This is a genomic window from Pseudoalteromonas sp. SG43-4 (assembly GCF_014164325.1).
GTDB classification, from domain to species: Bacteria; Pseudomonadota; Gammaproteobacteria; order Enterobacterales; family Alteromonadaceae; genus Pseudoalteromonas; species Pseudoalteromonas distincta.
Genome location: NZ_JACJFB010000012.1, coordinates 99562 through 112737, shown reverse-complemented (window position 1 = coordinate 112737; position 13176 = coordinate 99562). Strand labels below are relative to the sequence as shown.

16 protein-coding genes are annotated in these 13176 nt (G+C 36.8%); 2 read left to right on the top strand and 14 right to left on the bottom strand.

The features are described 5' to 3' along the window. Positions 1 to 109: 109 nt before the first annotated feature. The 8 genes from H5160_RS13080 to H5160_RS13045 form a co-directional block, all read right to left on the bottom strand. Positions 110 to 487 carry a hypothetical protein gene (locus tag H5160_RS13080; protein WP_310735802.1) on the bottom strand — a complete coding sequence of 126 codons (378 nt, stop codon included), beginning with the start codon at positions 485 to 487 and terminating at the stop codon, positions 110 to 112. 251 nt (positions 488 to 738) lie between these two features. Beyond that, positions 739 to 1200, bottom strand: a complete 462-nt coding sequence (locus H5160_RS13075; RefSeq protein ID WP_024596158.1) for a DUF2846 domain-containing protein — start codon at positions 1198 to 1200, stop codon at positions 739 to 741. A gap of 188 nt (positions 1201 to 1388) precedes the next feature. Continuing rightward, positions 1389 to 1973, bottom strand: coding sequence for a GNAT family N-acetyltransferase (locus H5160_RS13070; RefSeq protein WP_182737713.1), 585 nt, complete (start codon positions 1971 to 1973; stop codon positions 1389 to 1391). 317 nt (positions 1974 to 2290) lie between these two features. After that, entirely contained in the window at positions 2291 to 2713 is a 423-nt protein-coding gene (locus H5160_RS13065; RefSeq protein ID WP_024596160.1) for a hypothetical protein, read from the bottom strand. A gap of 78 nt (positions 2714 to 2791) precedes the next feature. Next, on the bottom strand, positions 2792 to 3190 hold the full coding sequence (locus H5160_RS13060; RefSeq protein WP_182716229.1) for a hypothetical protein: 399 nt from the start codon (positions 3188 to 3190) through the stop codon (positions 2792 to 2794). Positions 3191 to 3301: 111 nt separating this feature from the next. Further along, complete coding sequence (locus tag H5160_RS13055; RefSeq protein WP_182737712.1) at positions 3302 to 3622, bottom strand: hypothetical protein; 321 nt, start codon at positions 3620 to 3622, stop codon at positions 3302 to 3304. Between the two features lie 235 nt (positions 3623 to 3857). Next, complete coding sequence (locus H5160_RS13050) at positions 3858 to 4109, bottom strand: Rho-binding antiterminator (protein ID WP_024596162.1); 252 nt, start codon at positions 4107 to 4109, stop codon at positions 3858 to 3860. A gap of 10 nt (positions 4110 to 4119) precedes the next feature. Further along, positions 4120 to 4959, bottom strand: a complete 840-nt coding sequence (locus H5160_RS13045; RefSeq protein ID WP_182737711.1) for a DUF417 family protein — start codon at positions 4957 to 4959, stop codon at positions 4120 to 4122. A 284-nt stretch (positions 4960 to 5243) separates the two neighbouring features. Between H5160_RS13045 and H5160_RS13040 the strand changes: the two genes are divergently transcribed. Continuing rightward, positions 5244 to 6710, top strand: a complete 1467-nt coding sequence (locus H5160_RS13040) for a DASS family sodium-coupled anion symporter (protein WP_182737710.1) — start codon at positions 5244 to 5246, stop codon at positions 6708 to 6710. Positions 6711 to 7060: 350 nt separating this feature from the next. Further along, positions 7061 to 7405, top strand: a complete 345-nt coding sequence (locus H5160_RS13035) for an N-acetyltransferase (protein WP_182737707.1) — start codon at positions 7061 to 7063, stop codon at positions 7403 to 7405. Positions 7406 to 7407: 2 nt separating this feature from the next. On the opposite strand, the gene H5160_RS13030 is transcribed toward H5160_RS13035, so the two are convergent. The 6 genes from H5160_RS13030 to H5160_RS13005 all read right to left on the bottom strand — a co-directional run bounded on the left by H5160_RS13030 (position 7408) and on the right by H5160_RS13005 (position 13174). After that, a complete protein-coding gene (locus H5160_RS13030; protein WP_004334621.1) occupies positions 7408 to 8043 on the bottom strand; it encodes a trimeric intracellular cation channel family protein in 636 nt (211 codons plus the stop codon). Positions 8044 to 8621: 578 nt separating this feature from the next. Continuing rightward, complete coding sequence (locus tag H5160_RS13025; RefSeq protein WP_076924301.1) at positions 8622 to 9023, bottom strand: hypothetical protein; 402 nt, start codon at positions 9021 to 9023, stop codon at positions 8622 to 8624. Between the two features lie 135 nt (positions 9024 to 9158). Then, positions 9159 to 9755, bottom strand: a complete 597-nt coding sequence (locus H5160_RS13020) for an RDD family protein (protein WP_182711744.1) — start codon at positions 9753 to 9755, stop codon at positions 9159 to 9161. Between the two features lie 136 nt (positions 9756 to 9891). Further along, entirely contained in the window at positions 9892 to 10626 is a 735-nt protein-coding gene (locus H5160_RS13015; RefSeq protein WP_182737705.1) for a DUF5020 family protein, read from the bottom strand. Positions 10627 to 10655: 29 nt separating this feature from the next. Continuing rightward, positions 10656 to 12032, bottom strand: a complete 1377-nt coding sequence (locus H5160_RS13010) for a uracil-xanthine permease family protein (RefSeq protein ID WP_029770108.1) — start codon at positions 12030 to 12032, stop codon at positions 10656 to 10658. 74 nt (positions 12033 to 12106) lie between these two features. Further along, on the bottom strand, positions 12107 to 13174 hold the full coding sequence (locus tag H5160_RS13005; RefSeq protein WP_182737703.1) for a BMP family ABC transporter substrate-binding protein: 1068 nt from the start codon (positions 13172 to 13174) through the stop codon (positions 12107 to 12109). Positions 13175 to 13176: the final 2 nt, after the last annotated feature.

Sequence of the window (13176 nt, the reverse complement as noted above, 5' to 3'; positions counted from 1 at the left end):
TTTACTTATGCCGAATAAATAGGCCGTAAGGTTGTTATCTAAGGTTAGGGCGAAAAAGCAAAAACCAGCTGTTTTTGCTCTGCTTTACGATTTGTTTATTTACGCTCAACTATTTTCGACGTAATTGAATACCAAGTAATGTACCTAATAAAACAGCAATAACATGCAGCAAAGCTGAAATTAAATATATCAGAGGATCCATTGATATTTCTAATAAAATGTATAGTAAGGCACCGACACTTAGATCAATAAACCAATAAACCGCCGCAACTAAAAAGGCTTGTTTATACGGACTCACTGTTTGCTTATAGCCTAGGTAACAATAAACGATTAAAGAGGTTACAAATCCGAGGACGTAATAAGTAAAAGTTAATGAGGTACTTTGAGTCATTTCATCAAAGCCAACAATCTTTGTTGCTATTGTTGATAAAGCAACTAGCAATAAATACAAGCCTACTGAAAAGAGTACAATCCTAGAGCATTTCACGATAATCCTTTAGCAATACAACGAGGCTGTAGAATAACTTCTATAGCCAAATTCAATTAATTAGTTTCTTTAATTAACTCTAAGCATTTTAAAGCAATGTGTAATAAATGTATTACCCATTAAACAGGCTGTTTTCATAAAAAGAGTAATTCTACAATCTCAACGCCTCAATTAAACAGCGTAAAATAGCTGGTTACAATAAGCTAGGTACGAACAAAAAACTAACTATTAAAAGTCCGTTTAAGCAACTATTAGAGTTCAGTAGCTTGTACATATTTACAGCACTCTCTTAACAAGGTCTCTGCGGCCTCTTTGTTAGACTGATCATGTTTACTCGAACCTAGTTCAACACCCATTGCCGTATAAACACTGCTATTTAATTGTAAATATTTAGTTTGATTAGGTGCAATTATTAGCTGTTTTGTATTACTCCACACTCCTGTGAGTGGGCTCCAGCTAATTTTTAAATCGTAATTACCCGCAGGTAATTTTATGTAAGAGAAAGTATTGTTTGGTAGTGCTACAATTTTTTTATCATTTATACTTACACGCATATCTGATGCCGCTGGTGGGGTTAACAACCTATGGAATACTAAAACACTTTGCTCTTCATTTGGTTGAGGTAGCTGTACCTGGTCAAAAGTTAAAGCATCTCTTGGGGCTGAAGCACAACCACTTAAAAATAATAGTAAGAAAAAATATATATAACGCATAAACACCTATCAGATTTGAATTATAACGAGCCTGTAGATTAACTCGTTTTTTATTTTTTTTGATAAACAAACCATAGCTGAGTTCCTATTTTGGTTCAATCGTTATTGCATTTCACGTGGAATATAAAAAGAGGACTAGGTGTTGTTTTAATTGACGTTTTGGAAGGTATTACTGGAAATTTAGTATGCTAACTGTTTGTTATTATCCTAACTTGCCGTATTTCAGAGTACTCGGACTGAATTAACCCAAAGCATTTAAGATCGTGAAACTGATTTTTCCAGTAACCACTTTGACGCCTTATACCTTCCTCTTTGAACCCAACTTTTAAAAGGAGTGACTCAGATGCAGAGTTTCCAAGAACAGTATCGCCTTGAATACGATTAAGTTTACCGCAAGATAAGTCACCTGAAAATGCGGCTTTAACTATTCGATGAACTGCTTCAGTGGAAAAACCCTTACCCCAATATTTAGGTAGTAAATCATATCCAATAACAGCATTTTTCATTTTAGGACACCAAGTATTAAAGCCGCAAGTACCTATAAGTTGATCTGTTTCTTTTAGGCGAATAGCCCAACGAATACCTGAGTTTTCTTTAAAACGAGCGTTAAAAAACTCAATTAAATGGCTGGCTTGTGACAGTTCAGTAAACGCCTCTAAATCATAATATTCTACAACTGAATTGTCCGAGAACAACTCAAACAAACTATTTGAATCTTCTTTTGATAATTGATCTAACCTTAAGCGATTTGTCTCTAAAGTTGGAAATGACAACCTAAATCCTCCGTGAAATATAACAAGCCTGTAGATTAACTCGTTTTTTAATTTTTTATTGATAAACAAACCATAGCTGAGTTCCTATTTTGGTTCAATCGGTTACTTCACTTCACGTGGAATATAATAAGAGGACTAGGTGTTGTTTTAATTGATGTTTTGGAGGGTATTACTGGATAATTTAGTGTGAGTGTCTTTTTACTCTTTCTTTCATTTCAGCTCAGCTTTTTGCGTGATTTATTTTTATAAAACCCACTTAACCCGCTGCTTTAATTTATTATTTATGTAAAAGCTAGAATGAAACTCATCCTAACTCTTTAGCTTTTGTTTAACTCTATTTTTGAAACGTAAAATACAATACCAGCAACAAGGCCTACTATAGAAAATAAAAATAATTGTAAAAAGCTATATCCATAACCTATTAACGTAATTGAACCATTTTCGACCAATACCTTACCATTAATGATTGAGCTATCTAAACCTGAAGGGAAAACAAAAAAGAAAGAAACTAAGCAAGTAGATATAACTGAAGATTTGAGCACTGTATTTAGCGAATAACCACAGCTTTTAGTGATAAATTTATAAATGGGAAATGCTGTTACTGGAACCAAAATTAGAACAACTATTAACGTCCAAATAAATATACCAAAAGGCATAATAGTAAATTTCCTTTCAATTGCCATTGGCGCTAAAAATGCAACAATTAAAGAGGCTAAAATAAAGCTAAATATTGTTCTCAACTCGAAACCTTCTTAGAAAGCTAACGCCTGCCATAACCGATTTGTGGCGCTCTTGCACAAATCCGGTTAATGGCTTTGTTATGTAAGGTCACCGTCAAGTCCAAATTTTTTTCTGTTCAAAACTAGCGCTGCCAGCACAGTTACTCCTAACACTGTACCAACAGGGAACATGAAGAGTAACAATGTTGAATATATTATTAGTGCCCAAAAAAGCCACTTAGTTCGATAGTTTAAGCCCACAACGGAAAATGTTAAAAAGCAAAGTGCAACTAAAAATAAGATGAACCCTGTTACTGTAGACAAAGCTGTTGATGACATTTCTTCTTGTGATATTTTAGGTTCATTACTTCCAAACAGCGTTATCTCTTGAAATGAAGAGGACATAATTAAATACGAATCAACAATTCCCCAAAGAGGTGCCCAGAAAAGCAATAATCCCAGAACTGCGACGTATTTCCCTATAGTTTCCTTGTTCATCATCTCTCCTCACGTAGTTATATAAAGAGCCTGTTAACAGGCAGAAAATAGTTAGTTAAATTAGCAACAAAGGAACAAAGCCAACTATTTTTATCCTTGTTTAACAGCCTGTTATGCATTGTTTACACTACAGTAAATTGTTGCGTTAATCTTTGGTGGGTAGACAGAACCAAACTGACTATGCGAGCCATAAGTACCCATTTTATATTTTTTTACGTATATATCACTAGATTTGCATAACTCTTTTCCTTTGAGCTCTACCAATTCGACCATATCTGTTTCATTAAGATCGGTATGACCAAGAACCTCAATTGAATACGTCCCATCAGAGTTTTTGCTTACATCGCTATATTGGACTATGACACCTTTATAAGTTTTCATACCAACACAACCAGAGATTATTAATATGATTAAAGGTAGATACTTTTTCATGCTTATCCTTAAACACCTAACAGCTTATTGAGCACCACTTTGGGGATTTATAGCACCCCAAAACGGCGTATATTACAGTGTTCAATAATTCCACTAAACAACTTCAGTGTAAACAAGTAATTAAATATGTTACAAAAAACCCTTTGTAATTTTTCACCAAAACGGTGTTTAATAATGTTATTGGACAAAACAAAAATAGAGCTTTATTTATGATAAAAACGAATGAGTGAGGCATTTACTTTACTTCAAAATTCACATGGTCAAAGTATGGGTTTTTCTCATGCGCTTTAAGTACGCTGATTGTAGTTAGCACAATGAGTTTCAACTCGCTATTTACATTAACAACTATGCATTCGTCTCTATTAGCATTGCGTTTTGTGTCAGTTGCTATCCCGCATACACCATCACCATTTTTTAATATAAGCTTAATGCTTAAATGGTGCATACAAGCAATTTCGATGTAGTCGTATTGGTTGCAACTGATCATAACGCTCTCTTTATTTAGTCGGCTTAAAAATCATTAAAAAAGCAATAACAACAAGGTTGGCTATATACCACAAATCTTTAATTACAAATTGCCCTAAACGATCCAATAAAGTGGATGAACTAAATGCACCGGTTGCGGTAATTAAGAATGTTTGGGTCATCATAAATACGCTTAAACACGCTAAGCCACTTACAATAATTAGCTTTTTATTATTTAAAAATAGCCCTAATCCCAATAACACAGCAAATAATACATCAAACCCGCCAATCACGTTAGACGCGCCTTGTACGCTAAATACCGTGTATAACCACGACATAAACGGTGAGGTTTCTACTAAACTTACAATGCCTTTTGCTTCAAACTCATAAAACTTCATGCCGCCAATCCATAATAAAACCATAGCAACAGGTATAAAGTTTAATAGTACGTGTTGTTTGTCGGTAAGTTTGTCTTTATAAAACAAAAACAAATACAAAGGCACTACAGCGAAGTATTTAATTATGCCCTGCCCGCTACCAATGATTGGAAAGCCACCAAGTTGCGCCATCCAACGGTTACTGGCAAACAAGGTAAGTAATGCTACTAAACTTATAATTGCTGCAAGTAAAAGTGCTGGTGTAGGTTTCATTAGTTTAAGGCGAGCGAGCACGGTGGCAAACGCTAAGGCAATCATAAATGAGCCACTAATTAAACCTAACGCAGATACAGACATTAGCGAATCAACGCCATAATAACTAAACGTAGCCGTTAACGTATTAGGGTTTGCTCCTAACGCAAACGACAAGCCAAGTAGTAAAAAGCTACTCGTTAATAAAAAAGTAATCACGTTATTGGTTAGTTTTAAGTTCATTGTATTTCCAAGTATTCGTTGAGGTTTATAAAGACCTTACGAACCTATAAAACAATTCAAGCTAACTCTTAAAAATCAGAGTTAATTAAGCACACTGTAAGCTCTTATCGGGTAATGTAATCAATCACTTTAGTTTATAGTTTATTTCCTCTTTATTAATAAAATTAAATAAGTCTAATATTCATATGATGTGCGTCATCTTTTTTATTATTAAATGAAGTAGAATAACGTCGCCTTTTCAATAAACAGAATGCATGCATTTCTAAAACTTAGGGACATTTTTAATGAAGGGTACTGATATTCGAGTTACCTCTGGACTGATTTCTATAGCCATTGTTTTACTACTTTGGTTTGCTGTACCGCCTCCGCAAGGTGTTACCGAAAACGCATGGCATTTGCTCGCTTTATTTATTGGTACTGTAGTTGCCATTATTGGTAAAGCAATGCCTATCGGCGCCATTGCTATTTTAGCTATTACTTCTGTTGCGTTAACCGGCGTAACTAATGACAGCCCATCTGGCGCTATTAAAGATGCATTAAGTGGCTTTTCTAACTCATTAATTTGGTTGATTGGTATTGCTATTATTATTTCTCGGGGTTTAGCTAAAACCGGTTTGGGAAATCGTATTGGCTATAATTTTATTTCTTTTTTTGGTAAAAAAACTATTGGTATTGGCTATGCCCTCGCGCTGTCTGAACTTGTTATAGCGCCTGTGACGCCAAGTAATACCGCGCGAGGCGGCGCTATTATTCACCCAATTATGAAGTCGATAGCAACAAGCTTTGGCTCGTCTCCTGAGGAAGGCACCTCTCGTAAAATTGGCCACTACCTTGCTTTAGTTAGCTACCATATAAACCCTATTACATCAGCTATGTTTATTACCGCCACGGCTCCTAACCCTCTAATTGTAAAGCTTATTGCTGATGCTACTGGTGCAAATATTAGTATTACTTGGGGTACGTGGGCGCTGGCAGCGCTTGTTCCTGGTTTGCTATGTATTGCCCTTGTGCCTTTGGTTGTTTATGCCATTTACCCACCTGAAGTTAAAAGTACGCCCGATGCTAAAACCTACGCAGAATCTAAATTAACTGAAATGGGCCCAATGAGTTACGGCGAAAAAATAATGGTGGGTGTTTTTGCCATGCTGCTTATTTTATGGGCCGGCGTGCCTGCAATGATTTTAGGGGCTGACTACGCAGTTAACACAACCGCAGTGGCTTTTTTGGGTTTGTCGGTATTATTAGTGACTGGTGTATTAAGCTGGGACGATGTACTTAAAGAAAAGTCTGCGTGGGATACCGTTGTTTGGTTTTCTGCATTAGTAATGATGGCCACTTTTTTAAATAAACTAGGTTTGGTAACGTGGTTTTCAACACTTGTTGAGAGCAACATTGCGCAACTGGGCTTTGACTGGATTGTATCGGCTATTATATTGGTAGCTGTGTATTTTTATGCTCATTACTTTTTTGCCAGTACCACAGCACATATTACTGCTATGTTTGCCGCATTTTACGCCGCAGGTTTAGCGCTTGGCGCTCCGCCTTTATTTTTAGGTTTACTGTTAGCTGGCGCCTCATCACTGATGATGTCGTTAACGCATTACGCAACAGGCACATCTCCCATCGTGTTTGGCTCAGGCTATGTATCGTTAAAAGACTGGTGGGTAATGGGCCTTATAATGAGCGTTATTAATTTAAGTGTATGGGGAATTATTGGCGGGCTTTGGTGGAAAGCACTTGGGTATTGGTAGTCTTGCCTTTGTTAGTTTGGCTTGCACATTTAATACTGCGCACTTATTTTAGTTAGTTCTACAAATATAAACATTAAGGCTGTTGCAAGGGAGCACTATGTTTTTTAAATTCATAAAGGCAGCATATTCAGACCGAGACTACTTATTAAGCCTCAGAAAGCTGACTATGGTTGAACACTTAGAAAATGCCGGGTTATTTTTAATACCAATTCGCTTAATTAAGTGATCTATTTTGAGGCTGGAAAAACGTGTTGATAGCTAGGCAAAAAATTCGCTATTTAGTTGTTCTAAATGAGTATTTTTTAACGCAGGTAGCGACACGTTTAGCCCCGCAAAATGATTAAGTATTATTGCGGATTGGTATAACAGATCAACAGCATGTTTTAAGGCTTAATGATCAATATGACTGCTCCCATCTTATAGTTATAAATGAGGTACCAATTGGTACTTTAAAATACCAAACACACGCTCAATACGTTGAAATAATGCAATTACAAATACATCCATTGCACCAAAATAAAGGGTATGGGAAAGCGGTTATTGAACAAGTTATTACAAATGCGCAGTCAAAACCCATTAAACTCACCGTGCTTAAAAACAACCCAGCATTAGGACTTTATAAGCGGCTGGGTTTTACTATAACGGATGAGGATAATTACGAGTACCACATGCAAACGCGAGCTACTCGTAGCTAAAATTAGTCGCTTTGATCTCTGAAGTCTTTTTTTCTGAAAATAGTTAAATGCCAACCCCAATGCAAAGAGCCTAATCTTAAAAAGATAGTCGTGAAAAATGAGCCTAAAATACACCAAATGTAATCTACATTAAGGCTAAATAAAGCAGCATAAACTGCACCACCCGCTAAACACGCAGAGGCGTATGGTTCGCTGCGCATAACAGTTGGTACCTCACGGCAAATTACGTCACGTATTAAACCACCAAATATACCTGTAGTGATACCCATGGTAATTGCGACCACCATACCAGAGCCATTAATAAGTGCTTTTTCTATCCCCATAATATTAAATAACGCCATACCCACAGCGTCTACTAATAAAAAGTAGTAATTATTAACGCGCGGTAAATATCGAATAAATGCAATTGTTGCTATAACGGCCCCATAGGTTGAATATAAATACTCTGGGGTAGCAATCCAAAATACTGGTTTGTTTAAAAGTATATCTCTGAGGGTACCGCCCCCTAGTGCAGTAACGGTTGCAACCACTACGACGCCAAAGCCACTAATGTTTTTTTCATACCCAAGCAATGCCCCTGCAACTGCAAAAAATGCAACACCGAGTAACCCTAGTACCATAAAGTATTCAGCAGTCATGGTAATTCCTTTTTAAAGTTTATTAGGAGCTGTATCAACTTACGTGCCAAAAAACTGAGTAAATATAAATAAACCCAAAATTTAAGTGACTGAAATTTATAAGCTTATTTCATTTATTAAAAAACGTTAGCTATGTGATATTTAGTGAAGGGTTAACAAGAGTAATTATTTTAATTATGGGTAGTTTTTACACGTTAAAGTACAGAGGGATTTTGTTACAGAGTTGCAGTCGAGCGCTTTTAAATTTTAAGCAAAAATTAAATGAACAATAAAGCTATTACCAATATTACAAAAATAATGGGCAATAATGCATGTTGCCAGTTTTGTTCTTTATTTTGATTATAGAGTGTTTGCATTGAGCTTTTATCATTATTAGTAAAACTATGCTGGCACTGCATACAGTTTTGGGCTTTTATGCTCACCCAAGTACCACATTTAATACATGCGTAACACCTCGACAGTTTATCAAACTCGTTTGTTTTCCTAAATATTCTCATTTATCACCTCATTGCTTTTCGCCGCAGTAAGAAACCCAATGAATAATATATGCTCTTTAAATTCATTGTTACTTCTTTACTTTATTCAATAATTTTTACATTTGGAATGTTTTGTAAAAGGTAGGATTTTAAAGATTCAAACGCATCTTTATTGAAAATAAACTCAGTTGTTTTACCATCAACTTGATTATACGGTAGTGCAAATACACCGTGCCTCTTAGTTTTGTCGATGACAACTTTGTTAATATCGTTAATATTAAACACTTGCTTATAAACGTATAATATTTGCCCCTCAACGCGTACAGCCTTTAACGGGCTTTGCTCAACATTGCGCGAACGAATAAACACAAAATATAAAATAACGGGAAATAAAAACAGGTTAAACGCTTGCAAACTAAAAGGTTTATCTATCAATACAATATATGTTGAGTAACAAATTAAAGAGGCCGCTAGTGCTAAAATTAGTTGGGTGTTGTTTTTCATAATCATCCTTGGTTACTAGTCAAAAAAATCGGTAAGGTTTTTTAATTATATTACCAATTTAGTGAAATACGCCATTTTGTAACTTTTGCTAATCAAACTTAAATCCGGGCAAAGCTGCCATAATTAATATCCTGATTAATCTACATAACTCACTTTTGTTCCCGCTAAATGATCATGTAAACATCGTTTATCTTTTCCAAATATAAATAATGGATTAACAAAACCAGCTATAAACTGACCTACCGAAGGGACAAGTGATAATAGTTGCATACAAAGCATGCGTTTAAAGTAAATTGTAGTAAAGCTTGCTTGTGTACCATCTAAATTTTCAATACGGATAGACATTAAAGATTTACCAATTGTTTGTCCGCGTTGGTACATAAGGTAACCATGAAGCACTAACGTGCTTAATATGCCATAACCTAGCAAACCTGCAGATAAAGTAAGTGTTGGTTGGCTTAAATTATCAAACCCTACGAGTATGAATACAGGTATAAAACAAACAACACCTAAAACGCCATCAACAATAGCAGCCACTAGCCTGTCTGAGCGCGTTGCTTTTTCTCCTGCTACTTTTGATACAATATTTTCAGATGGGTTCTGTGCTTCTCGCGTTTTAATTAAGTCGTCTATTTCTTTTGCTCGATCTGGGTAGGCTTCGCGATCTATAGCTCTCGCTGATGAGTAAAGCTCATCTAAAGTGTAGGTAGAAAAATCTATTTCAGAGTCCATGAAAAAATCCATATAGCGTTATTAAAAAGTAATCTAACACAACTAATTTAAGCTATTCAATTATTTAAGATTATCAAATAAAAAAGCTACTAAAAAGTAGCCTTTAATTATTAATTAAATACCATTCAATTTGCTGTTAAAAATGCCATTTAACTAGCAAGTTTGGATTATGTTCGGTTTGACCATCTACACCAAATTTATTTTTCCAATAAACATACTCAATACCCACATCAAGGCGGCCTGTATCTAAGCCGAGCATAGGGGCAATATTGTATTTAATCTGCGAGGTAAAGTTAAAGCCACCTTCACTTTTACCAAACATTGTGTCGGTGCTATCTACAATATCTAAAAAGCCATCGTATCTAAAGTTACCTTTGTTGTAGCCCCACGTGACTGTTATTTGGTTATTATCTTCACGCTCTATACCTATTTCATCTTGAAAACGACGATAATAAGCCACATTAAAATATTGAAAGCCAGGTACATCAAGTGATACACCGCCCCCTAATAAATAGTTATTTTGATCCGTATCTCCCGAGCCATACTCTGTTTGTAGGCCTAAAAACACCTCTTTAACAAAGCTATTTTGTGGCTTGTAAAGAGTAGGGTTTATGTTTAGCTCACCGTACACTTCATCGGGATTACTTAGCCTATCCATAAAGAAGAACGTACTGCCCCAAGTATGCCCCGATGCATGCTCTATAGTAACAACACTTCTATCATCTTCCTCCCCTGAAAACGGCTCTAGGTAGTCGGCTCCTGTCATTGCGGTAATACTAAAATCAGACCAAAGCTCTTTAGCCGATACACCTGTTGAGCACATTGCAATTGCAGTTACTAATGCTAATTTTTTTATTGTTTTGATTTTCATTGTTAATCCCTTTTATGATTTTTATTAGTTTAGTTAAGATGATCCGTACTTGCTGAGTAATTTTCTGGTAGTACCAACGTCATTATTATTGCGGTGATACCCGACACCGTCACTGCGCTACCAAATATGGCAGTAACTAACTTAGGTGCGTTTGCAAACAACTCCGGTACAAAACTAACACCTAGCCCGAGCCCCAAACTCACCGCAATAATAAGTAAACTTCTGCGATTTATTTTTTCGCTGGCGAGTATTTTGACCCCAGCGGCTGCTACGGTGCCAAACATTACAAGCGTTGCACCGCCCAAAACAGGTTTAGGTATATTTTGTAATACAGCGCCAATCACAGGAAACAAACCAAGAATGATTAAAATACTGCCTATCCACAGGCCAATATATCTGCTGGCAACTCCAGTTAGCTGAATAACGCCGTTGTTTTGACTAAAAGTAGTATTAGGAAAAGTATTAAATAAAGCGGCAATCATCGAGTTAACACCATCACCTAAAATACCGCCGCGAATACGTGCTAAGTAACTAGGTCCTCTAACAGGTAACTTAGAAACCGCACAATTGGCAGTAATATCGCCTGTCGATTCAATTGCAGTAATAAGGTATAAAAAACCAAAGGCTATGAGTGCACCAAAATCAACATTAAAGCCGTATTTAAAAGGCAGTGGGATAGCAATTAGGTCAAATTCACCTAATTTAAAATTAGCGATACCTAATACAAACGCAAGTAACCAGCCAAGTATCATTGCAACTACCACAGCCGTTAGCCTCACCCATTGGTTTTTACTTGCATTAAGCAGCACCACTAAAGCAACAACCGAAAAACCAACAATTAAGTTGCTCGTTGAAGCAAATTTTTCAGGCATATTAGTAAGTAGCCATTGCCCGCCGCCTATATCAGTCATACCTACTTTAATTAGGTAAATACCAATAGTAGTGATGACCACACCAGTAACTACTGGCTTAATTATTTTGCCTAATTTACTAATAAAAAAACTAATAAATACTTCAACAAAAGCGGCCAAAAAGCACACTGCAAATATAGTGGCAAGGACCTCGTCGTTATTGCCTCCGGTGGCTTTAACGGTAAAGCCTGTTGCTAAAATAGTCCCTAAAAAGGCAAAGCTTGTACCTTGCACACATATTAATCCTGAACCCACAGGGCCAACACGCCGCGCTTGTATAACCGTGCCCACACCAGATACAAATAATGCCATACTAATTAAATAAGGTATTTCAGCAGCTAAACCAAGCACACCGCCAATAATAAGCGTGGGTGTAATAATACCTACAAAGCTTGCGAGTACATGCTGTAGTGCGGCAAAAAATGATTCAGTTACGCCTGGTTTGTCATCAACTGCATATATAATATCGTCAGACGAGCTTGTATTTATTGACATATAAACCTCTACGTTTTGCAAGTTAGCCACTGTATTTGTCTAAGTGATTAACTCATTGTTATTGCGTTAACCGCTTATTTAAGCTGCCCTTCAACGCCCTCAACATAAAAATCCATACCCAACAAGGTTTTGTCGTCTATTGTTTTACCCGCATCAATAATCAGCTCACCTTGCTGATTTTTTATAGGGCCAGTAAATGGATGAAATTCACCTTTACCAATTTTCTCTGAAATCGCGTTCACTTCACTCACAACATTACTTGGAATGTCTTTACTTAGCGGCGCTAAGCGAGTCATACCTGAGCCTATACCTTTCCATATATCTTGCGATTGCCATTTATCGTCAAGTACCTGTTGTACACGGTCTGCGTAAAATTCATCCCAATGATGAACCGCCGCCGTTAAATGTGCTTTTTTTCCGTATCCGCTCATATCTGAGTGGTAGCCAATAGCGTAAATACCAGCGGCTTGCGCTGCTTGCAGTGGTGCAGGCGAATCAGTATGTTGAGTTATAATATCAACGCCTTGATCTATAAGGCTATCGGCAGCTTCTCGCTCTTTACCCGGATCAAACCAGCTATTAACCCACACTACTTTTACTTTTGCATTAGGCTTAACTGAGCGCAGGCCAAGCGTAAATGCATTTATACCGCGTATTACCTCCGGAATAGGAAACGCAGCAATATAACCAATGCTGTCGGTTTTACTCATGTGCCCTGCAATAACACCTGTTAGGTAGCGTCCTTCGTAAATGCGATCAAAGTAAGTGCTTACGTTTTTTGCGCGTTTATAGCCTGTGGCATGCTCAAACTTTACATTAGGAAATCGTTTAGCCACTTTAAGTGTTGGGTTCATGTAGCCAAACGACGTGGTAAATATTAAATCGTGCCCGCTTTTAGCCAGTTGCGTAATAACACGCTCTGCATCCGCTCCTTCTGGTACGCTTTCGACAAAAGTGGTTTCTATTTTGTCGCCAAACTTTTCTTCTAGGTAGTGGCGGCTAGAGTCATGTGTATAAGTCCAACCGGCCTCACCTATGGGGCTTACATATACAAAGCCAACTTTTACGCTATCTTTTGCAATAGCAGATGCGCTTATGCCTAAGCTCAATGCAACCCCGAGTGCTGTTATAAGTTTTTTCATTG